The sequence below is a fragment of the Paraburkholderia sp. BR10882 genome, from assembly GCF_040948855.1.
Lineage (GTDB): Bacteria > Pseudomonadota > Gammaproteobacteria > Burkholderiales > Burkholderiaceae > Paraburkholderia > Paraburkholderia nodosa_A.
In genome coordinates, this window is the sequence record NZ_JBFPKP010000009.1 from 252,539 (window position 1) to 274,807 (window position 22,269).

A 22,269-nucleotide genomic window follows, 5' to 3' on the forward strand; every position below is an offset into this window, starting at 1 on the left:
GGAACACGGTTTGCTGTTGTCACTGCGATAGCGCTCGGCGCCCGCAAGCGGTGAGCGCACAGGAGCGTGCTGCCGTGCTCATTTTTCTCATCGGCCTGTCGTGCGTCTGCGTTGTCGCCCTCGTGTCGATGACGCTTGCCTGGCGCAGGCTCAAGCAAACCGCTGCCATCGACCGAGGCAGCCGCCGCCGCGGCATCGAAGGCGCCTTCGTGCAGGCTGGGCCATACCGCATGTTCTATCGAGTCGCACGCTGCCACGCGCACGCGCCCCGCCGATTGCCAGTGGTGCTGGTCCACGGCCTCGTCGTCTCGAGCCGTTACATGGAACCGCTCGCGTACGCGCTCAAGCGCGACTTTGACGTGTTCGCGCCCGACCTGCCCGGCTTCGGCGAAAGCCCGCTCGCGCGGAGGCGCGACGCGCTGAGCCTCGCGCAACTCGCCGATGCGCTGCATTTGTGGCTCAACGCATGCGGCGTGAAACGAGCGATGTTCGTGGGCAACTCCTTCGGCTGCCAGGTCCTCGCCGATTTCGCAGTGCGCTACCCGCAGGCGGTGGATCGCCTCGTTCTGCAAGCACCCACACCGGACCCTCGCGCCCGCTCGCTGCCGCGCCAGGCGTGGCGCGACTGGATCAACGGACTGCGCGAGCGTCCCCACACGCCGGCGAAGGCCGGCCGGATCGACTACGCGAAGGCGGGATTGTGGCGCGCGTTTGCCACCATGCGCATGCTGGTGCGCGAGCCCGTCGACGAGCGGCTCCCGCGCATCGCTGCGCCCGCCCTTGTCGTCGTGGGCACGCGCGACCCCGTCGCGCCGCTCGGGTGGGGCGCGGAGGCCGCGCGCAAACTGCAGCACGGCAGGCTGATGACGATAGAAGGCGGCACGCACACACTCAATTACGCCGCGCCCAATGCGTTCGCGTTTGCGATCACACCGTTTCTCAAGGCCGGTGCCGTTGGCGTTTAGCAAGGGAGCACTTCAATGAACAAGCCGCCGCCGGGCATCGCCCGTTTCGATTCCGCCGCCGCCATGGCCCAGGCACTGGCGAGCATGTTGCACGGAAGACGTTTTTCGAGCCCCAGCCAGTCGCCCCTGCTCGACCGCCTCATGCCCGCAATCAATGCGCTGCCGAAACGCCAGCGCGAATGGGCCTATATCGTCGGCGGCATGAGCGAGGGCATCGATCCTCGCCGCGCGAAGAGCCTCGACGTCGAACGCATTGCGCAGTGGCTTGCCGACCTTTATCCGCAAGTCCCCCGCCGCTGCGCGTTTATCGGGTCGTCGAACGGTGCGATGATCCATCTCGCGGCCGCGCTGCGCGCACCCTGGCTGCCGCAAACCTTTCTATGCCCGGTCCGCGCGCCGTTCAGCGATCCCGATGATGCCCAGCGGGGCTTCGACACGAGCCGGCGCATCACGGAAGCCCTGCTCGCCGCCGACGATCGCATTGCCGTTCATCATATGCACGATCCCAACCAGGACCGTCTGATGTTGCATGGCATGCGCTATTTCCGGCTCAAGTTTCGACGCCTGCCGCTCGCGTTTCGCGAGTTCCTGCTCGGCAATCTCGAGCGCGGCGGGACCCTCTACGTGGTCAACTGCACGCGCGATTGGGCAGTCACCCGCACGAGCGAGCGTTCGGTGTTCCAGTTCGGCGCCACGGGTGGCGCGAGCGAAGACGAATATCTGCACGGCGGCGAGCGCGTGCGCGCGTTTCTCGCGCACTACGGCAGCGTGCGCACACGGTGGGACCCCCCGGCTCCCGACGCGCGCGCCCCGGAAGCCGAGTGGGGCTTCGACGCCGTTCTGCGCGACGATCTCGCCGAGCTGGCCGGGCCAATGCAATGGCGCATCGTCGAGATCCGGTTTGAGGAACCCGAAGCGCTGAGCTTCGCGACCGCGGCTGTTTATCGGCGCTGGTATCAGGAAAGCGTGATCGAGACGCGCCGCCTTCTCGTCGACTCTTTCATGCTGATGGATCCCCTCACGACGCTCGAGATTCACGCCATACCGTTCTGGCTGCTGTTCGGTGTCGAGCCCTCGGCCGACGCCCTGCAGCGCTTCCTCGACAGCACGCCCGCATTCGAGGACATCGACATGACGCTGTTCTCCCACGGCACGCAAAGCATCGGGCTCGCGCCGATCTCGCGCTGGCGAGCGCTGCTGGCCCACGCCGCTCATGAGGGGCGCTTCGCGGGCGTCGATAGCGAGCGCTACCCACGCGATTTCGCCACATTCGAGCGATACGGGCGGGCACTCGCGCAGTTGAAGCCGCGGCTCGGGCCGCCCTCGCCGCTCGAACCCGCGCACTTCGAAGCCTTGCTCGCCGAATTTGGCGAACCTTTCGGTGTGCAGTGCGAAACGACCACGCGCCCCGTGAGCGCCGAAATGTGACTTGGGGCGCAGGACCACGTCCACGCCACGAGTGTCATCTATTGGCTCGCGCTACCAGGCGTCGCCGCCTTTCTTTCGGCGTTCTGAATATCGTTCGGATAATTTGGATCGTTTCCCGCAGCCGGGTTATATCCATTTTCTTCGAGCTTCTTCAGTTCCGCGTTTCTTTGCGCTCGCGCCTGCTTGCGTGCTTCCTTGCGTTGCGCCTTCGATGTGCTCCCATTCGCTGACGCGTCAGGCGCGCTCGTCTGCGCGGCAGCTACGCCGGGCGCTAACGCGATCGAAAGCACCGTCACTGCCGTGACTAGCATGGAATGCGGCTTTGCCATCTCACTCTCCCTGAAAAGAATACGTCGACTGGCGGACGTCCCGAGGGCGCAACCATCGCACCCGGCCGCCTCGATTACGCCTGCAAAGGCGTTCTGCGTGACCACGCCCATGGCCCGCGATCAGCGCGCGGGGCACGCGATTTCAGGACGTCTTCTGCGTCGTTCCCGGTGGTATGGGATTCTTTTCCTGGGTGGACGGCAACTCGTTCTCAGACGTTTCGTGCTTGCTCTTCTCGCTCTCGTCGCGCTTCTCCTGTCTCGTGCGTGCAGGCGGCGCAGTGTTGCGCCGCCCGGCTTCAGGCGATTGCGCGGGGCGCGTACCGGATTCATCTTTCATTGTCGACCTCCTTTCAGTATGGCGCGTCGTCCCGAACAGAAATTAGAGCGCTCTTCGGTCCGGTCGATCCAGTTCTCGATCAGGCTCGCCGTGGCGACGTGGTCCGGCTGTGTGCGCACCGGTTGTGCCTGGAGGCCGCTTCGCACTGGGGGGCGGGCGCCAGCGGCGTCGGAGCCCTTGCGCCCACCGCTGCCCCTTGACATCCCTGGCCGCCGGCTCATGGGAACGGTCAATGCGCCTGCAACGGGTGCACGCATTCGCGATGAGGCGAGACCTCGCGTGCGCCAGGCCCACTGCGCGCAGCTCGCGCGCTTCCCGAGGAGAGTCACGTGAAAGCTGTCGTCTACGAAGGTCCGCGTAAAGTCACCGTCAAAGCTATGCCGGACGCAAAGATAGAGCGCCCTACCGACGTGCTCGTCAAGATCACCAGCACCAATATCTGCGGCTCCGACCTCCATATGTACGAGGGACGCACCAGCATGGAAACCGGCCGCATCCTCGGCCACGAAAATCTGGGCGTGGTGATCGAGGTGGGTTCCGCCGTCGTGCGCGTGAAGGTGGGCGACCGCGTCTGCATGCCGTTCAACATCGGCTGCGGGTTCTGCAAGAACTGCGAGCGCGGGCTCACCGGCTTTTGCCTGACGGCCAATCCGGGCATGGCGGGCGCGGCGTACGGCTTCGCCGACATGGGTCCGTACAGCGGCGGTCAGGCCGAACTGCTGCGCGTGCCGTTCGGCGACTTCAACTGCCTGCGCCTGCCGCCCGATGCCGAGGAAAAGGAGAACGACTACGTCCTCCTGTCCGACATTTTCCCGACCGGCTGGCATGCGACCGTGCTCGCGGGCGTGCAGCCCGGCGACAGTGTCGCCATTTATGGTGCGGGACCCGTCGGTCTCATGGCGGCGCTCTCGGCCCAGGTTCAGGGTGCAAGCAAAATCATGGTCGTCGATACCCACCCGGACCGTTTGCAACTGGCGGAAAAGCTCGGCGCGATTCCCATCGACGACAGCGACGGCAACTCCGCGCAGCGCATCGTCGAAATGACCGGCGGAGAAGGGGCCGACCGCGGCTGCGAGTGCGTGGGGTATCAATGCACCTGTCACGGCCGCGAAGTACCGAACCTGACGATGAACAATCTCGTGAAGGCTGTGCGGCCGACGGGCGGCATCGGCGTGGTGGGCGTATTCGTGCCGAAGGATCCGGGCGCGGAGGACGAGTTGGCGAAGAAGGGGCAGTTGGCTTTCGACTTCGGCCAGTTGTGGATGAAGGGACAGCACATCGCCACGGGTCAGGCCAACGTGAAGGCGTATAACCGCAAGTTGCGCGATCTCATCGCGGCAGGCAAAGCGCGGCCCTCACAGATCATTTCGCATACCTTACCGCTCGGGCAAGCGCCCGATGCTTACCAGCAGTTCGACGCGCGCAACGAGGGCTGGACCAAGGTCGTGCTCAAGCCCGCCGGCTGACCGGAGCCTCGCGGGGCGTGCGGCATATGTCTTGCGCTTCGCGCGGTACGCAGAAAACATGCAACGTCATTTCGAAGAGGTAAGGACCATGAACGAACATCGCCCCGCCCCGCCCATGCCCGATCAGCAGCAGGACCGCACGCCCGGGCGCACCGCACCTATGGACCCGCAACCCGATCACGGCGAAAAGAGTTATCGCGGGTCGGGACGGCTTGCCGGCAAGGTCGCCCTCGTCACGGGCGGCGACAGCGGCATTGGCCGCGCGGTATGCATCGCGTTTGCGCGCGAGGGCGCCGACGTGGCCATCGCGTACTACGACGAGCACGACGATGCGAAGGAAACGGCGCGCTGGGTGGAAGACGCCGGACGCCGCGCGCTCCTTCTGCCCGGCGACATCCGCGACCGTGCGTGGTGCCGCGAGCTCGTGAGCAAGACCGCGCGCGAGCTGGGCAAGCTCGACATACTCGTGAACAACGCCGCGTACCAGATGACGCACGAGTCGATCGAATCGATCAGCGACGAGGAATGGGATCGCACCTTCGATACCAATATCGGCGCCATGTTCCGCATTTCACGCGAGGCGGTCGCGCTCATGCAGCCGGGCGCTGCCATCATCAATACCGCGTCGATCAACGCGGACAAGCCCAAGCCCACACTGCTCGTCTATGCCGCCACGAAGGGCGCGATCCAGAACTTCACCGGCGGTCTCGCCCAACTCGTGGCCGGGCGCGGCATCCGTGTGAACTGCGTCGCGCCGGGGCCGATCTGGACACCGCTCATTCCGTCGACCATGCCGGCCGAAGACGTGCGCGACTTCGGCAAGGCGACGCCAATGGGGCGGCCAGGGCAACCTGCGGAGCTAGCCGGTGCGTATGTGCTGCTCGCGTCGCACGAGGGCAGCTACATCTCTGGCGCCACTGTTGCGGTGACGGGCGGCACGCCCCTCATCTAGACGGCGGGCCGGAGTCAGTGGCTGGCGCCGGCGCTTTCGTTACCGCCTTGCGTTGCCGCGACGATCGCGGCGAGCAGCGCCGGCACCGCAACTGGCTTGGTGAGCCGCGCGGCGAACAGGCTGCGTTCTTCGCCGGGGGAATCGGCGCGCGCAACCTGGCCCGTCATGGCGATGGCAGGAAGCGCTTTGCCTGCATAGTCGCCGCGCGCTTCCATGTCTCGTAGCGCTGCGACGATTTGCGTTCCGTCTTCGCCGTCTAGCTGCAAGTCGCACAGCAGTACATCTGGCCACCTGGCGCGCGGCGTCTCGCGCAACCCGGCGAGCCATCGCGCACCGCTGCTTTCGAGCTGCACGATCGCCCCATGCAAAGTGAGCGCAGCTTCCAGCGCATCGCGCGTTTGCTCTTCGTCGTCGAGCACGGCTATGCGCAGTCCGCCGAGTTCGCCGCCGCGCTCCGGGGTGCGCTCGGGCAGCAGCGCATGCAGCGGCAGCGCCACGGCGTAGCGCACGCGGCGGCCTTCGGGATCTAGCGTGAGACTCGCGCCCGCCTTGCGCAGCAGCGCTTCGATACGCGCGAGGGCGCTGTCGTCGAGCGGTGCGGGCCGCGCGCCGCCCGCCACGCCGAGCAAAACCGTATTGGCGCTGCGCCGCGCGGCCAGTTGCACGCCGCGCGTTTCTCGCGTAGCCCCTGCCGAGGTAACAGAAGCCGCGATCGACGCCGCATTCTGCACTTCGTTCTCCACCAGCAGCGTGAGGGCCACCAGTAACGCGTCGCCGTTCGCGACAGTGGCATAGAGCCCCTCGTCGGGTTGCGTGACGAGCCGCGCCGCCGCTTCGCCCAGCGAATCACGAACACGCTCGGCCACCCGTGCAAGCAGGTTCGCCACGTTCACGGGCGTCGTCACGAGCCGCCGCTCGGCGTGCTCGAGATCGTCCTGCTGCCATTGCATCGCCCACATCTTCGCGTACACGCCCTGGCGGGCGAGCAGGGCGTCGTGCCGCCCCTGTTCGACGATTCGGCCGTGCTCCATCACGAGGATCAGATCCGCGTCGACGATCGTCGAAAGACGATGCGCGATCACGATCGTCGTGCGCCCGTGGGCGAGGCGCTGCAGCTCGTTCTGGATCGCTCGCTCCGAGCGCGTATCGAGCGCCGAGGTCGCTTCGTCGAACACCATGATGCGCGGGTTCTTGAGAATCGCGCGTGCGATTGCGATGCGCTGCCGCTCTCCGCCCGACAGGCGCACGCCGCGCTCGCCCACACGCGTTTCGTAGTGGTCGGGCAGACGCTCGATCAACTCGTCGAGCTGGGCCGCGCGCGCGGCGCGCACGACATCCGCCCGGGTGGCGTCGGGCTGGCCGTAGGCGATGTTGTACGCGATGGTCTCGTTGAACAGCACCGTGTCTTGCGGCACGATGCCGATCGCTTCGCGCAGGCTCGACTGCGTGGCGTGCGCAATATCGTGGCCGTCGATGGAGATGGTCCCGCGCTGAGGCTGATAGAAGCGGAACAGCAGCCGGATCAGCGTGGATTTGCCTGAGCCGCTGCCGCCCACCACGGCAACGGTGCGCCCTGGCTCGGCCAGGAACCCCACATCGTGCAGCACGGGCCGCCCCGCGTCGTAGCCGAAATCGACGTGCCGGAATGCCACCTCGCCTTCGCGCACGACCAGCGCGCGCGCTCCGGGCGTGTCCTCATCCTCGCCCGGCGTGCCGCGCGCACAGAGGATGGCGAAGAGCCGCTCGACATCGACGAACGCATCGTTGGCCTCGCGAAACACGAAGCCGAGTGTATTGAGCGGTGCGCACACCTGAATGATGTACGCGTTGATGAGGATGAGGTCGCCCACCGTCATCGCGCGAGTCAGCACGTTCTGCACGGCGATCACCATCACCGCCGCAATACCTGCCGCCACCACGCCGCTCTGGCCCACGTGCAGCACGGTCAGCGCGCGCTGATTCGCCGTGCGCGCGAGGACCCAGTCGTCGAGCACGGTGCGCAGCCGAGCGACCTCGTGCTGCTCCGTCGAAAAGTACTTCACCGTGTCGTGATTGAGCAGGCTGTCGACGAGCCGGCCGTCCGCCTGCGCCTCCAGCGAGTTCACCGCGCGCTGGAACGCGAGCCGGCGGCGGGTGTAAATCGCGGTCCATGTCCCATAGCACGCAAAGGTCCCGGCGATGGCGAGCACAAAGGCGTTGTCGTAGTGCGACGCGACGATCGCCACGACCACGGCGATTTCGAACATCGTTGGCAGCACTGAAAAGAGCGCGGTGCCAAGCAGGAAGCCCAGACCGTCCGCACCCTTCTGGACGTCCCGCACGATCGCACCCGTTTCGCGCTGCGCATGAAAGCGCGCGCCCAGCCGGTGCAGCTGAGCGAACGTGCGTTCGCGCAGCGTGGCCACTGCGCGTTGCACGACGATGCTGAACGCCACATCGCGTGCCTCGCCGAGCGCGTCCGACAGGAAGCGCAGCAGCGCATAGACGATCGCGAGCAGCGCCGGCAGCGCCGCCAACGAGTGAATGTGGCCGAGATCGTCGATCAGATGCTTGAGCGCGATCGGCACCGAAATGGCACCGAGGCGCGCCAGAATCATCAATGACGCCGCCGCTGCGCTCGCGCTGCGGTGCCGCCACAGCGCTTCGCCGAGCGTGCGCAGGATGCGCGAGCGCACGGCGCGTCGGCTGGGCGTTGCTCCATTCATCGCGCGGCTGCCCCCAAAGTGATACTGAAGCGGACCGTTGCGCAATCGACGCTCCCGCGGCGCGCAGCCCGCCCACAACGCCCGGGGCGTTGTCGAAACGTCTTGCCGCCTGGTGTAAAAGCGCGTCGCCTCTTTGGCAGATGCGTTTTGGTATTCGTCACGGCTGAGCGGCGCCGATGCGGAAGGTCCACAGATGCCCGTTTCGAGCAATACACGCGAGGTTCGCGCACCGCGCCGCCCCCGGTTCCTGTGCACGTCCAATCAACGGCACAGCAAATGCGCTTACGCCGTTGCACCGGGTGCAACATTCGAGCAGTTCTTTCCGCGCCCCCTTTGAACGCGACACACAGCTCGCCATCCACTTCTCGCGAGGACACGTCATGAAAATCGCACTCGTCAGTGAACACGCGTCGCCGCTCGCCGTGGCGGGCGGCGTCGATACCGGCGGACAGAACATCTACGTCGCGCATGTCGCGCGTCAACTCCAGCGCGCCGGACATCAGGTCGACGTCTTCACGCGGCGCGACCGCGCCTTGCTGCCGCCCATTCTGGAGATGGACGGCGTACGCGTGATTCACGTCCCCGCCGGGCCGCCCATGCAGCTGCCCAAGGAACTGCTGCTGCCCCACATGCCCCGGTTCGCCGAGTTTCTCGTGGACTTTTGCCGCGCCGAAAGGCGTCCCTACGACGTCATTCACGCCAACTTCTTCATGTCGGGCCTGGCGGCGCTCGCGGTCAAGGACGCGCTTCATGTGCCGCTCGTCATGACGTTCCATGCGCTCGGACGCGTGCGGCGCCTCCACCAGGGTGCGAACGACGGCTTTCCCGATGAGCGCTTCGCGATCGAAGACGAGCTCGTGCGACGCGCGGACTGTATCGTTGCCGAGTGTCCGGCCGATGAAGCCGATCTCGTCGAGCACTATCGCGCCGACCCCGCGCGGATTGCCGTCATTGCCTGCGGCTTCGATCCCGACGAGTTCTCGCCTGTGGACCGTCGGCAGGCGCGCCGCCGACTGGGCTGGCCCGCCGGCGAATTCTGCGTGCTGCAACTCGGCCGCCTCGTGGAGCGCAAGGGCATCGACAACGTCGTGCGCGGTGTGGCCGCGCTCGAGGCGCGCCACGGCGTGAAAGCCCGGCTCTACGTCGTGGGCGGCGACGCGCAAACGCCCAACGAAATCGCCACACCCGAGATCGCCCGCCTGCGCGGCATTGCGCACCGCTGCGGGATCGAGCCGCGCGTGACCTTCGTGGGCCGCCGCGAGCGCTCGCAGTTGCGCGACTTCTATAGCGCCGCCGACGTCTTCGTGACCACGCCGTGGTACGAGCCGTTCGGCATCACACCCGTGGAGGCAATGGCGTGCGCCACGCCCGTAATCGGGGCGGATGTGGGTGGTATTCGCCATTCGGTGCGTCACGGCGAAACGGGCTGGCTCGTGCCGCCGCGCGACCCCCAGGCGCTCGCCGAGCGCCTGTTCGCCATTCATGGCGACCCCGCGCACGCCCGCGCGATGGGCGAAGCGGGACGCAAGCGAGCCCAGACGTACTTCACGTGGCGACAGATCGGTCTCGAACTCGAAGACGTCTATGCGCAGCTTGCCGGAGTGCGCCTCGACACGCGCGAGGACGCGAGGGAAAGCACCCAGGGCCGCGTGCTGCGCGCCGTGGGTTGAGGAGCGAACCGTATGCTGAACCGAACCACCGGGCCCCGCGGGTTGCTCGCTACCCGCCCAGCGGTGTTCCTGGACAAGGACGGCACGCTGCTCGAAGACGTGCCGTACAACGTCGAGCCCTCGCGTATGCGTTTTGCCCCGGGCGCCGCGCAGGCGCTCACGCTGCTCGCGCGAACGCCACTACCGCTATTCGTGGTGAGCAACCAGCGCGGCGTTGCGCTGGGGCGCTTCGCGCACGCGGCGCTCGGCGACGTGGAGGCGCAATTGCGCCGCATGTTCGCCGGCTGCGGCGCCACGCTGCAGGCTGCGTACTGGTGCCCGCACGACCCGCTCGGCCATGTGGCGCCCTATGCGTGCAACTGCACCTGTCGCAAGCCTGCGCCCGGCATGCTGCTGCGCGCGAGCCGCGAGCATGGCATCGACCTCGCGCGCAGCTGGATGGTCGGCGACATCCTCGACGACGTGGAAGCGGGCAATCGCGCAGGTTGCCGCGCGATCCTCGCCGATTGCGGCAACGAGACCGAGTGGCAAAGCGCGCCGGCGCGCCTGCCCTACGCGATCGTTGCGGATCTGCATGAGGCGGCGCAGGTGATCGTGGAGCGTTACGAGCACGAACGGCGCGTGCGGGCGGCAACGCGCCACGGTGCACAGGAGGAGGCGCTGCGATGAACGGAACCGCCTTTGCGATCGCGCCGCGCGATGCGCACGCGCGCTCGCCCCGCCGCCAGCCGGCAAGCGAGCCCTGGGGGGCCGAGGTCCAGCGCATTCTCTGCGTGCGCCTAGATCAACTAGGCGACGTGCTGATGACCACGCCCGCAATGCACGCGCTGCGCGAAAGCGCGCCGCGCCGTCATATCACGCTGCTGACTTCGGCCGCAGGCGCGGCCATGGCGCCCTATCTGCCCGACGTGGACGACGTCATCGAATACGACGCGCCGTGGGCCAACGGCGCTCACGGATCGGCCAAAGGACACGCCGACGGCGCGGGCAACGAAGACGCCGTGCTCGCGCGCGTGCGCGCCGGACGCTTCGACGCCGCGGCGATCTTCACGGTCTACAGCCAGAATCCGCTGCCGGCCGCCACGCTGTGCTTCTTCGCGGGGATCGAGCGGCGTCTCGCGCATTGCCGCGAGAATCCTTACGCATTGCTGACTAACTGGCTGCCGGAGCGCGAGCCGCAGACGGACGTGCGCCACGAAGTCGAGCGGCAGCTCGCGCTCGTGCGCAGCGTGGGCGCCGATCTCGCCGACCCGGCCGATTCACGCATGCGCATGAGCGTGGACCCCGCCGCGCGCATCACGCTCGCGCAGAAGCTGCGCATGTATGGCGTCGATCCGGCCGAGCCTTGCATCGTCGTGCATGCGGGCGCGAGCGCGCCTTCGCGGCGGTATCCCCCGGCGCTCTTCGCCGAAGCGCTCGATCTGCTCGCGCCCACAGTGCGTTGCCCGTTCCTGCTCACCGGAAGCCTCGGGGAAAGCGCGTTGACGCGCGACGTGATGCGTTTCTCGCGTTCTCCGGGCAGCACGCGTCTGGTCGATCTCGCGGGAGCGCTCACGCTCGGCGAATTGATCGCATTGCTCGACCAGGCTTCACTGCTCATCGCCAACAACAGCGGGCCGGCGCATCTGGCCGCCGCGCTCGGCAAACCCGTGGTCGATCTCTACGCGCTCACGAATCCGCAGCACTCGCCGTGGATGACGCCGCACCGCCTGCTCTATCGCGACGTGGCGTGCCGATGGTGCTATCGCGGCGAGTGCCCCGAAGGCCACCACGCCTGCCTGCGCGGCGTGCCCCCGGGCGACGTCGCGCGAGCGGCGCGCGAACTGCTCGAGGAAGCCGGCGCGCTCGTGCCACAGCCCGCCTGACCCCTGCAACCCACCGCCCGCAACGGGAGCCCGTTCATGTACACACTCGGAATCAATGCCGTTTATCACGACAGCGCCGCGGCGCTGGTCCATGACGGCGTGGTGATCGCCGCCGCCGAAGACGAGCGCTTCACGCACGTCAAGCACGCCAAGCGTCCCGTGCCGTTCTCGACATGGCAACTGCCCTTCGACGCCATCGACGCCTGCCTCAGGGAAGCCGGCATCACGCTAGCCGACGTCGATCACGTTGCCTACTCCTACGACCCGGCTCTCTTTCCGGATATGCCGACCCGGCCCGGCGCGACCATCGCGTTGCCGCTCGACCCCTCGCGCGCGCGCATGGAAGCCAACGCGTCGCCATGGGATCCGCTCTTTCTCAGCTATATCGTGAACGCGAAGGCGCAGTTGCTGGACGGCGCGCCGCATCATCTGCGCAAGCGCTTTGCGGGCGTGGACCGCGAAAACGGCTTCGTCTGGCACAACGTCGAGCACCACCTCGCTCACGAAGCGAGCGCGTTTCTCGCAAGCCCCTTCGACGCATGCGCCGTTCTGACCATGGACGGTCGCGGCGAAGGCGTCACCACGAGCCTCGGCGAATTTCGCGACGGCAAGTACAAGCGCATCACCCAGGTGGAGTTGCCGCATTCGCTCGGACTCCTCTACGAAGCCGTGACAGGCTGGCTCGGCTTCCTGCATTCTTCCGACGAGTACAAGGTCATGGCCCTCGCCTCATTTGGCGAACCGGCCTATGCCGATCAGTTCCGCGAAATCGTGCAGTACAACGGCAATGGCCATTACACCGTCGCCGACCCGCGCCTCGTGGACCGCTTCGGCATGCCGCGCGAACGCGGCGGCCCGCTGGAGCAGCGGCATTTCGATATCGCCGCCTCGCTGCAACTCGTGCTGGAAGAAACGGTGCTGGAGATGGCGCGCTGGCTCCATACGCGCACGGGACTGCCGAAGCTGTGCATGGCGGGCGGCGTAGCGCTGAACTGCGTGATGAACTCGTATGTGCGAGATAACGGCCCGTTCGACGACATCTGGGTGCAGCCCGCCGCGGGCGACGCAGGCACCGCGCTCGGCGCGGCGCTCTGGACCGACTACCGCTTGCGCAGCGAGGCGGCGCAAGCCGCAGGCGAACGCGCGGAACGCCGCTGGCAGATGGACCACGCCTACCTCGGGCCGGCGTTCGACGACGAGACCATCGAGCAATTCCTGCGCTGGTCGAAAACGCCCTACCGGCGGCTCGACAACATCGCCGAGGAAGCCGCGCAACTGCTCGCCGACGGCGATGTGATCGGCTGGTATCAGGGCCGCACGGAGTTCGGCCCGCGTGCGCTCGGCGCCCGTTCGATACTCGCTTCGCCCGTCGATCCCGGCATGCAGGCGAAGCTCAACGAGATCAAGGACCGCGAGGACTTTCGGCCGGTCGCGCCGGTCGTGCTGGAAGAGCGCGCCGCGCAATGGTTCGTGGGCGCGAGGCGCGCGCCGTTCATGCTGTTCATCTTCGACGTGCAGCCCGGGAAGGCCGAACGCATTCCCGCCGTGCGCCACGTGGACGGCACCGCGCGCATTCAGACCGTAAACCGCGACCAGCATCCGCTCTACTACGACCTGATCGCGGCGTTCGAACGGCGCACCGGCGTGCCGGTGCTCGTCAACACGTCGTTCAACACCCGCGGCGAGCCGATGGTCAACTCGCCGCGCGACGCGCTCGAATCGTTCTGGACCTCGCCGCTCGATGCGCTCGTGATCGGCCCCTTCCTCGTGCGCAAGAGCGAGGCACGCGCATGAGACCCGCCGACGTCGAGTTGCGCGAGCCGCGGCCCATCGGCGCGGAGGAACCCCAGTTCGATGGCTATGCGGGCGCATTGCTCGAACACCTGCGCATTGCCGTGGTCGTGCCGACGTACCAGCGCGCGACGCTACTCGGACAGTGCCTCACCGCGCTGTGCGCGCAGGATCTCTCGCCTGACGACTATGAAATCGTCGTGTGCGACGACGGACCGGACGACGAGACGCGCGCGACGGTGGAACGCATGGCGGCGATGCAAGCGCCGCGCGGTCTGGCGATCCGTTACGTGCCGGTGCGCGCCACCCAAGGGCCGGCCGCGGCGCGCAATGCGGGCTGGCGCGCGGCGCGCGCGCCGCTCATCGCGTTCACCGACGACGACACGATTGCCGACCCCGGCTGGCTGCGCGCGGGGCTCGCCGCGCTCGCGCACGCGCAAGCCGCCGCGGGCCGCATCGTCGTACCGCTGGGCGTGGCACCGAGCGATTATGAGCGCGACGCAAGCGGCCTTGCGCACGCCGAATTCGCTACGGCCAATGCGTTCGTGCAGCGCGCGACGCTCTCGCAGATCGGCGGCTTCGACGAGCGCTTCACAGCGGCGTGGCGCGAGGATTCGGACCTGCAGTTCGCATTGCTGCAGGCGGGCGCGAGTGTAGTACGCGCCGACGATGCCGTGGTCGTGCACCCTGTGCGTCCCGCGCGCTGGGGTGTGAGTCTCGCGCAGCAGCGCAAGAGCCGCTTCGAGGCGCTGTTGTTCCGCAAGCATCCGGCGCTGTATCGCGAGCGCATCGGGGCGGGGCCGCCGCTCCTTTACTACGTGGTGCTGATCAGCGTACTCGTGCTGCTAGCTTCTCTCGCCTGGGGTCAGCCGAGGGTCGCCCTGGCTGCGTTCGCCGCATGGATCGCCTGCACCGCTGCGTTCTGCGTACGCCGCTTGCGCGGTACGCGTCGCGACGCGCTCCATGTAGCCGAAATGATCTGGACGTCGCTGTGGATTCCGTTTCTTTCGATTTTCTGGCGGCTCCAGGGAGCCGCCAGTTACCGCGTGTGGTTCCTCTAACGGATGTGCCCATGCCGACTCTGCTCGACGCCCTCGCCCCCCGCCGCATCGTGATCTTCCGCGCGCTGCAGCTCGGCGACATGCTCTGCAGCGTGCCCGCGTTGCGCGCGTTGCGTGCAGCCTGCCCCCGCGCGCACATCGCCCTCGTCGGTCTGCCGTGGTCAGCCGATTTCGTGGCGCGCTACCCCACGCTGGTCGATGAGCACATTGTCTTTCCCGGCGCGCGCGGCTTTCCCGAACAGGCCGAGGACGAGCGCGGCCTGCCTGCCTTTCTCGACGCGATGCGCATGCGCCGCTTCGATCTCGCGATCCAGCTCCATGGCAGCGGAGGCGTGGCAAACGTGCTGGTCGACGAGTTCGGCGCGCGCGCGCTCGGAGGCTTTAGCCAGCCCGGCGAAGCGCCGCCGCCCGGCTGCTACGTGCCGTGGCCCGATGCGCTGCCCGAGCCGCAGCGCTACCTCGCGCTGATGCACGCGCTGGGCGCGCGAGGCCATGCGCTGCGCGACGACACCCTCTGGTTTCCGCTCTACGACGCGGACTACGCTGCGTGCGACGACCTCGTCGAGCGCTTTGGACTCGAAGCCGGGCGGCTCGTGCTCGTGCATCCGGGTGCGCAGCTGCCCTCGCGGCGCTGGCCGGCCCAGCGCTTTGCCGCCGTTGCCGACGCGCTCGCCTTCGACGGCTGGCAGATCGCCGTGACCGGCACCGCAGGCGAACGCGAGTTGACCGCGAGCGTACTGGGCGGCATGACGCAGACGGCTCATCATCTCGCGGGCGAAACCACGCTCGGTGCGCTGGCGGCGCTCGTGCGCCAGGCCCGGCTCGTGCTCTGCAACGACACGGGCATTTCGCATGTGGCGGCCGCCATGCGCACGCCGAGCGTGGTCGTCGCCTCAGGCAGCGACACGCGGCGCTGGGCGCCGCTCGACCGCGCCCGGCACCGCGTGCTCGCCGACTGGCCCGCTTGCCGCCCCTGCTCGTTCCACGCCTGCCCGTATGGCCACCCTTGCGCGCTCAACGTGAGCGCCGAGCAGGTCGCGGCCGTTGCGCAAGCGCACTTGCTCGATACCCACCGCATGCCCGGCTTCGCAGCCCGGGGAAGCGTTGCCCCCATGCCGATGAGGAGGACCCCGCCATGCTGATGCGGAACACGCGGCCCTTGCGTGTGCTCACCTGGCACGTACACGGCAACTATCTTTATTACCTTACGCAGGCGCCGCACGACTTCCATGTCGTGACCAAACCGGGGCGCCCGTCGGGCTACGCGGGCCGCGCGGGTGTGCTTCCCTGGGGCGCGAACGTCCATGAGGTCGTGGCCGAGGACGTCGCCTCGAATGAGTTCGACGTAGTCGTGTACCAGCAGCGCAGCCATTGGGAGCATGACCGGTTCGAGCTGCTGAGCGACGCGCAGCGCCGCTTGCCGCGCGTGTATATCGAGCACGACCCGCCGCAGGAGGCGCCGTTTGCGCAGCGGCACTGGGTAGACGACGGCGGCGCGTTGCTCGTGCACGTCACGCCGTTCAACGCGCTCATGTGGGACAGCGGCGCGACGCCCACGCGCGTGATCGAGCATGGCGTGCTCGTGCCTGAAGGCGCGCGCTACACGGGCACGACGCCGCGCGGCATCGTCGTCGTCAATCATCTGCGCGAACGGGGGCGGCGGCTCGGCGCGGACGTGTTCGCGCAGGTTCGTCACAAGGTGCCGCTCGATCTCGTGGGCATGGAGGCGCAAAGCCTCGGCGGCATCGGCGAGATATCGAATGTCGAGCTCGCGCAGTTCGTGTCGCGCTACCGCTTCTTCTTCAATCCGATCCGCTGGACGAGCCTCGGTCTGGCCATTGTCGAGGCGATGATGGTCGGACTGCCCATTGTCGGGCTCGCCACGACGGAACTCGCAAGCGTGATACGCGACGGCGAGAACGGCTTCGTCGATACGCGCATCGATCGCCTGGTCGACTGCATGCGCACGCTCATCCGGGAACCTGCACTCGCACGGCGCCTCGGCGAAGGCGCGCGGCGCGGCGCGCTCGAACGCTTTTCCATCGATCGCTTCGCGCACGACTGGGATCTCGCGTTGCGAGAAGTGACCGCGTAAACGCGTGGCTTGCAGCGCTTTTCAAAGGACGGCAAACGTGAAAGAACTCATCCGCAAACGCATTCTCGTCACCGGCGGCGCAGGCTTTCTCGGCTCGCATTTGTGCGAGCGGCTAGTGGCGCTGGGCCACGACGTGCTGTGCGTCGATAACTTCTATACCGGCTCCAAGCGCAACGTGGCGCATCTGCTCGACAACGCCAACTTTGAACTGATGCGCCACGACGTCACCTTTCCGCTCTACGTGGAAGTGGACGAGATCTACAACCTCGCCTGCCCCGCCTCGCCGGTGCACTACCAGCACGATCCGGTGCAAACGACCAAGACGAGCGTGCACGGCGCGATCAACATGCTCGGGCTCGCCAAGCGCGTGCGGGCGAAACTGCTGCAGGCCTCCACCAGCGAAGTCTACGGCGACGCGCGCCGCCATCCGCAAACCGAGGACTACTGGGGCCACGTGAATCCCATTGGCCCGCGCTCGTGCTACGACGAAGGCAAGCGCTGCGCCGAAACGCTGTGCATGGACTACATGCGCCAGCATGGCCTCGACATTCGCATTGCGCGGATCTTCAATACGTACGGACCGCGCATGCATCCCCGCGACGGCCGCGTCATCTCGAACTTCGTCATGCAGGCGCTGGGCGGCGAGCCGCTGACCGTCTATGGCGACGGATCGCAAACGCGCTGTTTCTGCTACGTGGACGATCTGATCGACGCCCTCGTACTGCTGATGAGTCGCGCAACGCCCCCGGACGGCCCCGTGAATATCGGCAACCCGCAGGAAATCTCGATGCTCGACACGGCCCGCCGCGTGATCGCCGCCGCGCAGTCGAGCTCGGAGATCGCCTTTGCGCCGCTGCCCGTGGACGATCCGTGCCGCCGTTGCCCTTCCATCGAACGCGCGCGCGCGCTGCTCGGCTGGTCGCCGCACACATCGTTCGATGCCGGCTTGAGCGCGACCATCGCGTATTTCCAGCGCGAGATCGCAAGCGCTGATCCAGGAGGCTTGCTCGCGAGCACCGCCGCGGCAGCGGCGAAGACGAACCGTGTGGAGACGCAGGTATGCAAGGTCTCTTCTTCCTGAACCGCCGCATCAGCGTGGTCGTGCTCACGCACAACCGGCGCGCCGAAGTCATGCGCACGGTCGCCTCGCTGTTGCGTCTGCCGGAGCGGCCCGAAGTCATCGTGGTGGATAACGGCTCGACCGACGGCACGCCAAACCTGCTCGCGCAGACGTATCCGGGTTTGCGCGTGCTGCGCTGCGAAGCCAACCTCGGCGCAGCCGCGCGCAATGCGGGCGCCGCCCGCGTGACGACGGACTATGTGGCGTTCAGTGACGACGACACCGACTGGCAGCCGGGGTCGCTTACGCGCGCTGTCGAATTGCTGGACCGCCATGCGCGCATTGGCGTGCTCACGGCGTCCGTGCACGTGGGCGAGGAAGACACACTCGATCCAGCCTGCGCATTGATGGCCGCGAGCCCATTGGCGCATGCGGCTCATCCTCTGCCGAATCTGGTCGGCTTCATGGCAGGTGCATGCGTGTTCCGCACCGCGCTCTTCAACGCGCTGGGCGGTTATGAACCGCGTCTTTTCATCGGCGGCGAGGAAGCATTGCTTTCGCTCGATGTCTTGCAAGGCGGCCACGATATTGCTTATGCGAGCGAACTCGAAGTGCACCATCGGCCTTCGCTCGCGCGTGACAGCGCGCTGCGCCGCCGAATGCTGGCGCGCAATGCTGCGCTCGTTGCGTGGCTGCGTCTGCCCTGTGGCGAAGCGCTGACGGCGACGTGGCGGGCACTCGGCAGCGCGTGCCGTGCGGGACGGCCAGGCGAGGATCTTCGTGAGCTTTGGCGGGGCATAGGCTGGGCCCTGCGCCGCCGACGGCCCGTTGCTGCGCGCGTGCTGCGCATGCGCGCGGCCGTGCGGGAGGCAGAAAAAAACCGTGGCGATCGCGCGCCGCGGGGGGCCGTCGAGCACTCGGACACGTCGGCTTCAAATTGGTAGTGGAGGCGCTGTGCCTACGTGGGCAATGCAGGCCGCTCCACCTGCCAGTAACGCTCGGGCCGCTCCACATCCGGCGGAAACGGCCCAAATGCACGCATCTGGCTCGGATACGCCCCCACTGCGCGCCGCTTGATCGCCGCGAGCCGCCGAGCCGGATACCGGCCGAACGCCTGCGCGCGCATCGGGCTCACCCGCAAGCGCTCTGCTTCGAGGCGCTGGAAGCCTGCATCGAGCACACCGGGCATTGCGCGGTAAATCGCGTCCTCATAGGCGATATATCGTTTAATGCGCTCCGTTTGCAGCAGCGAACGGCACGCGGCGCCCACGAGTTGATGATCGGAGTGCCACAGGCCGAACGGGCACACGGGCAGCCAGGCGCCGAAACGCGCGAACTGCTCGGCCAACGCGTGCGCAACGTCCGCGACGTCGGGCGTCGCGCCGTACTGTCCATCCAGAAAATCCAGCCACAACGGCGTCGCGCCACACAGCGCAAGTGCGCGCTCGTCCTCCCGCTTGCGCGCGCGCACGGCTTCGTGCGCATCGGCAAAGCCGCTGGCTTCATCCCATTGCGTATGCATCGGCGTGGCGGGTTCACCCGCGAACACCGTGCAAACGATCGAACCAGGGCACCTTGCGATGAGACCTGCGCAGCCGAGCACCGCGTCGTCCAGATGTGGCGAAACCACAATCAGCCGCGGCGCGCCGTCGCTCATGTCGTGAGGCAGAGCAATCGACATCGTTTCTCCTTTTGGGCTCCAGACGCCCAATGGCATGCACGTGATATGGCGCGGTGGTGCCCCGGATCGTATCGCTTGCAGCGCTTGCACGTAGCTTCTACAACTGCATATGGCCGTGCAATGCCGGTCAGATTCATTTCGCACGCGGCGGCTCGATACCTTCGTCGGCGCGATGCAGCTTGCCCGCGCGGAGCGCGACCACCGCTTTTCCCACCGCGCGCGCCACGTTGGCCACCTCCTGCTGGAAGCGCACGTCGGCGTCGAGTGCGTCATGTGAGCTCGCGTAGGGTTCGTAGTAGCCCACCATGCGATCGATGCGCGCCGACGCGCCCGCGTCGACCCAACCCATCCAGTCGAGCCAGTCGGAAAGCGCGCGGCGCGTGTCCTCGATGCCTGCCACATCGCCATGCACGATCGCGCCGTACGCTCGTCCCGCAAGATGCCTGGGATAATGCCAGCCCGCCAGTTCAAGCGCTTTCGCTTCGTCCGGATGCTTGCCGTGAGTCGAGGAGGGATCGGGATTGCCGCCGTCCGCGCATACGAGTCGGTCCATCATCAGCTTGAGCGGGCTACTCACCTGATACCAGTACACCGGCGTCACGAAAATCGCGCCGTGGCAGGCCGCGAAGCGCTCGTAAATCTCCGCCATCCAGTCGTTGACCTGACCGAGCGAATGGTTCGGATAGCAGCTGCACGGCCAGTGGCATAGCGGCATTGCCGTGGAAACACAGCCCTTGCACGGATAAATGTGAAGGTCGGGTTCGGCAGCGAGGCGCGAGAGGTCGAGCATGTCGGCTTCGATGCCGGCCTGCGTCAGTTCATGCTCGCAGAGCTGCGCGAGCCGAAAACTCTTCGACATCTCTCCCGGGCACGTATAGTCATTGCGCGACGACGCATTCACCACGATCACGCGGGAGCGCGTGCCGCTCTCCCGCTGGCGCCGCTGCGCGGCTTCAAGGCGCTGGTGCGTGAGGCGCCATTCGGTGGAGAGGTCATAGTCGGGGTCGGCGTAACCCTCTCCCGCCTTCGCGGTCAGCGGCGCCTTGCGTCCTTCGCTATAGGCATCCCAGGCAATCGTTTCGAGGCGCGCGAGTGCGGCGTCTTCGGCACGAAACGCGGGATCGTGATAGCGGGCCATAAAACGCGCCCGAAACGCTTCGCGCGACAGACCTTGCATCATCTGTCCTTTTCGCACCCGCGGCGTGCGTACTTCCGCCGGCTTCTGTTTCATGATGGATCCCTTGTCGATACGGCTTGTCGAACGCCTCTCCCGCGCAATTGGCGTTCCGGCTCGGCCCGTTGCCATGGCGCGCCGACGCGGGCGCGCGGGTTGCGGAACGGTGTTTGCGTGCACACCTGGGCGCCGCCGCTGTGCCGCGACCGCCGGCGCGGTCCTCGGGTCCGGCGAAGACTGGCGGCAGCGCTAAAACCCGCGATCGCAAGGATAACGATGGACCGTCCCCCCACATCGCTCGCCAGCTATTTCGACAGCAAGTTCGCCGCGAACCCCGATCCATGGCACTACCGCGACAGCTGGTACGAGGCGCGCAAGCGCGCGCTGCTGCTCGCGTCGCTGCCGCGCGAGCGTTATCGCATGGCCTTCGAGCCGGCTTGCGCAATCGGAGCCTTGTCCGCCGACCTGGCGCGGCGTTGCGAGCATCTGGTCTGCGCGGACTTCTCGCCTCGCGCCGTCGCGGCGGCACAAGAGCGCCTTGCCGCGTTCGCGAACGTGGACGTGCACGCGCTCGCCATGCCGCGCGACTGGCCCGCCGGACAGTTCGACTTGATCGTGATGAGCGAATTCGCGTACTACCTGAACGCAAGCGACTGCACTTCGCTCGCCACGCTAGCCGCCTCCTCGCTCGCCGCCGATGGCACGCTGGCATGCTGCCACTGGCGTCACGGCGGCGAGACGTGGATGCTGCAAAGCGCCCAGGTGCATGGCATCTTCGCGCAGGCGGCGGCAAACGCCGCGCTGCATGCCGTCGTTCAGATCGAAGACACGGATTTCCTGCTCGATGTCTGGAGCCGCGATCGGCTCAGTGTCGCGCGCCGCGAACGCGCGTGAAGACACGCTGAGACTCAAGGCGCAACCGACTGCTCGCTATCGTCCACGCCGTCCGCCCACGCGGCGAGCGTGTCGCCGAAGCCGCCGCGCGTACGCGCGTCGCGCCGCCCGCTGGTCACCACGCGCGGCGCCGCGCTCCACGCGAGCGTGGCGCCTGTCGCGATCAGCAGATCGACCAGCGCGACGTCTTCGCTGCAGGCAAGCGGCGGAAAACCGCCAGCGCGCAAATACGCGTGCGCCGCGACGCCCAGGTTTGCGCCATGAATGTGGCGATGCCCGTCCGCGTCGCGGTAGCGCCGCTCCCAGGTCGCGCGGGCGCAAGGCGCCAGCGCGCTCCAGTCGTCCACGCTCACGGGCCCGCACACGGCGTCCGCGGCAAGCGCGAGCTGCGCGGCAAGCCAGTCGGGCGCCACGTGACTGTCCGCGTCGGTGAAGGCCAGCCAGCGCGCGCCGCAGGCGAGCAAGGCCTCAGCACCGGCAGCGCGGGCGACGCCAACGTTGCGCGCTTCTATGCATAGGGCCTCGAACCCGAAGTCCGAGACGATCTCAGCCGATGCGTCCGTGCAGGCGTCGAGCACCACGAGCGGCCGAACCGCTTCGCCTCGCAGCGAAGGATGCGTCGCGGCGCACCGCACCGAGGCAAGACACGCGGCGATCAGGCCCGCTTCGTTGTGCGCAGGAATAATGACCCCGATCATTCGAACTCCATGGTGTTGGCGTGACATTGCGTCATGCCACCCGAAGTTCCATCGTGGCGTACGCAGCAAAGGCCAGACTGCATGCGCACGCATTTCGC

The 22,269-nt window shown here is 67.3% G+C and carries 20 protein-coding genes; 14 read left to right on the forward strand and 6 right to left on the reverse strand.

Going from position 1 to position 22,269, the window contains the following annotated elements; all coding sequences use genetic code 11:
* Window positions 1-74 precede the first annotated feature (74 nt).
* Complete coding sequence (locus AB3X99_RS23725; protein ID WP_256094586.1) at window positions 75-965, forward strand: alpha/beta fold hydrolase; 891 nt, start codon at window positions 75-77, stop codon at window positions 963-965.
* A gap of 15 nt (window positions 966-980) precedes the next feature.
* A complete protein-coding gene (locus AB3X99_RS23730; protein ID WP_368618327.1) occupies window positions 981-2,393 on the forward strand; it encodes a hypothetical protein in 1,413 nt (470 codons plus the stop codon).
* 38 nt (window positions 2,394-2,431) lie between these two features.
* Here AB3X99_RS23730 and AB3X99_RS23735 read toward each other — a convergent pair whose 3' ends face one another.
* Window positions 2,432-2,722: a DUF4148 domain-containing protein gene (locus AB3X99_RS23735; RefSeq protein ID WP_342949756.1), complete on the reverse strand. Its 291-nt coding sequence runs from the start codon at window positions 2,720-2,722 to the stop codon at window positions 2,432-2,434.
* A 142-nt stretch (window positions 2,723-2,864) separates the two neighbouring features.
* Entirely contained in the window at window positions 2,865-3,059 is a 195-nt protein-coding gene (locus AB3X99_RS23740; protein ID WP_342949755.1) for a hypothetical protein, read from the reverse strand.
* A gap of 329 nt (window positions 3,060-3,388) precedes the next feature.
* Here AB3X99_RS23740 and AB3X99_RS23745 point away from each other — a divergent pair, with 329 nt between their 5' ends.
* Window positions 3,389-4,525: a glutathione-independent formaldehyde dehydrogenase gene (locus AB3X99_RS23745; RefSeq protein WP_342949754.1), complete on the forward strand. Its 1,137-nt coding sequence runs from the start codon at window positions 3,389-3,391 to the stop codon at window positions 4,523-4,525.
* Between the two features lie 88 nt (window positions 4,526-4,613).
* Complete coding sequence (locus AB3X99_RS23750; RefSeq protein ID WP_342949753.1) at window positions 4,614-5,477, forward strand: SDR family oxidoreductase; 864 nt, start codon at window positions 4,614-4,616, stop codon at window positions 5,475-5,477.
* A gap of 14 nt (window positions 5,478-5,491) precedes the next feature.
* On the opposite strand, the gene AB3X99_RS23755 is transcribed toward AB3X99_RS23750, so the two are convergent.
* Window positions 5,492-8,182 (reverse strand): ATP-binding cassette domain-containing protein, encoded by a 2,691-nt coding sequence (locus AB3X99_RS23755; RefSeq protein WP_368618328.1) that lies wholly within the window; start codon window positions 8,180-8,182, stop codon window positions 5,492-5,494.
* 380 nt (window positions 8,183-8,562) lie between these two features.
* Here AB3X99_RS23755 and AB3X99_RS23760 point away from each other — a divergent pair, with 380 nt between their 5' ends.
* From AB3X99_RS23760 to AB3X99_RS23800, 9 genes are read left to right on the forward strand one after another with little or no spacing between them, the layout of a single operon-like run.
* Window positions 8,563-9,852, forward strand: coding sequence for a glycosyltransferase family 1 protein (locus AB3X99_RS23760; protein WP_342949751.1), 1,290 nt, complete (start codon window positions 8,563-8,565; stop codon window positions 9,850-9,852).
* A gap of 12 nt (window positions 9,853-9,864) precedes the next feature.
* The gene (locus AB3X99_RS23765; protein ID WP_342949750.1) at window positions 9,865-10,521 is read left to right on the forward strand and encodes an HAD-IIIA family hydrolase; all 657 of its coding nucleotides are present in this window, start codon (window positions 9,865-9,867) and stop codon (window positions 10,519-10,521) included.
* Complete coding sequence (locus AB3X99_RS23770) at window positions 10,518-11,717, forward strand: glycosyltransferase family 9 protein (protein WP_342949749.1); 1,200 nt, start codon at window positions 10,518-10,520, stop codon at window positions 11,715-11,717. The genes AB3X99_RS23765 and AB3X99_RS23770 overlap by 4 nt, the downstream gene beginning before the upstream one ends.
* A 36-nt stretch (window positions 11,718-11,753) precedes the next feature.
* A complete protein-coding gene (locus AB3X99_RS23775; RefSeq protein ID WP_368618329.1) occupies window positions 11,754-13,511 on the forward strand; it encodes a carbamoyltransferase in 1,758 nt (585 codons plus the stop codon).
* Window positions 13,508-14,569, forward strand: a complete 1,062-nt coding sequence (locus AB3X99_RS23780) for a glycosyltransferase family A protein (protein WP_342949747.1) — start codon at window positions 13,508-13,510, stop codon at window positions 14,567-14,569. Before AB3X99_RS23775 ends, AB3X99_RS23780 begins: the two co-directional genes overlap by 4 nt.
* A 5-nt stretch (window positions 14,570-14,574) precedes the next feature.
* On the forward strand, window positions 14,575-15,711 hold the full coding sequence (locus AB3X99_RS23785; protein ID WP_368618330.1) for a glycosyltransferase family 9 protein: 1,137 nt from the start codon (window positions 14,575-14,577) through the stop codon (window positions 15,709-15,711).
* Complete coding sequence (locus AB3X99_RS23790; protein WP_368618365.1) at window positions 15,708-16,664, forward strand: glycosyltransferase family 4 protein; 957 nt, start codon at window positions 15,708-15,710, stop codon at window positions 16,662-16,664. The genes AB3X99_RS23785 and AB3X99_RS23790 overlap by 4 nt, the downstream gene beginning before the upstream one ends.
* Window positions 16,665-16,701: 37 nt before the next feature.
* Entirely contained in the window at window positions 16,702-17,745 is a 1,044-nt protein-coding gene (locus AB3X99_RS23795; protein WP_069263071.1) for a UDP-glucuronic acid decarboxylase family protein, read from the forward strand.
* A complete protein-coding gene (locus AB3X99_RS23800; RefSeq protein ID WP_368618331.1) occupies window positions 17,724-18,668 on the forward strand; it encodes a glycosyltransferase family 2 protein in 945 nt (314 codons plus the stop codon). The genes AB3X99_RS23795 and AB3X99_RS23800 overlap by 22 nt, the downstream gene beginning before the upstream one ends.
* 14 nt (window positions 18,669-18,682) lie before the next feature.
* Here the strand turns inward: AB3X99_RS23800 and AB3X99_RS23805 are convergent, their stop codons facing one another.
* Window positions 18,683-19,405 carry a PIG-L deacetylase family protein gene (locus AB3X99_RS23805; protein ID WP_176732853.1) on the reverse strand — a complete coding sequence of 241 codons (723 nt, stop codon included), beginning with the start codon at window positions 19,403-19,405 and terminating at the stop codon, window positions 18,683-18,685.
* Window positions 19,406-19,538: 133 nt separating this feature from the next.
* On the reverse strand, window positions 19,539-20,573 hold the full coding sequence (locus AB3X99_RS23810; protein WP_368618366.1) for a flavodoxin family protein: 1,035 nt from the start codon (window positions 20,571-20,573) through the stop codon (window positions 19,539-19,541).
* A 282-nt stretch (window positions 20,574-20,855) separates the two neighbouring features.
* On the opposite strand from AB3X99_RS23810, the gene AB3X99_RS23815 reads away from it, so the two are divergent.
* Window positions 20,856-21,473: an SAM-dependent methyltransferase gene (locus AB3X99_RS23815; protein WP_069263069.1), complete on the forward strand. Its 618-nt coding sequence runs from the start codon at window positions 20,856-20,858 to the stop codon at window positions 21,471-21,473.
* Window positions 21,474-21,487: 14 nt separating this feature from the next.
* On the opposite strand, the gene AB3X99_RS23820 is transcribed toward AB3X99_RS23815, so the two are convergent.
* Entirely contained in the window at window positions 21,488-22,171 is a 684-nt protein-coding gene (locus tag AB3X99_RS23820; protein WP_069263068.1) for a glycosyltransferase family 2 protein, read from the reverse strand.
* Between the last annotated feature and the right edge of the window lie 98 nt (window positions 22,172-22,269).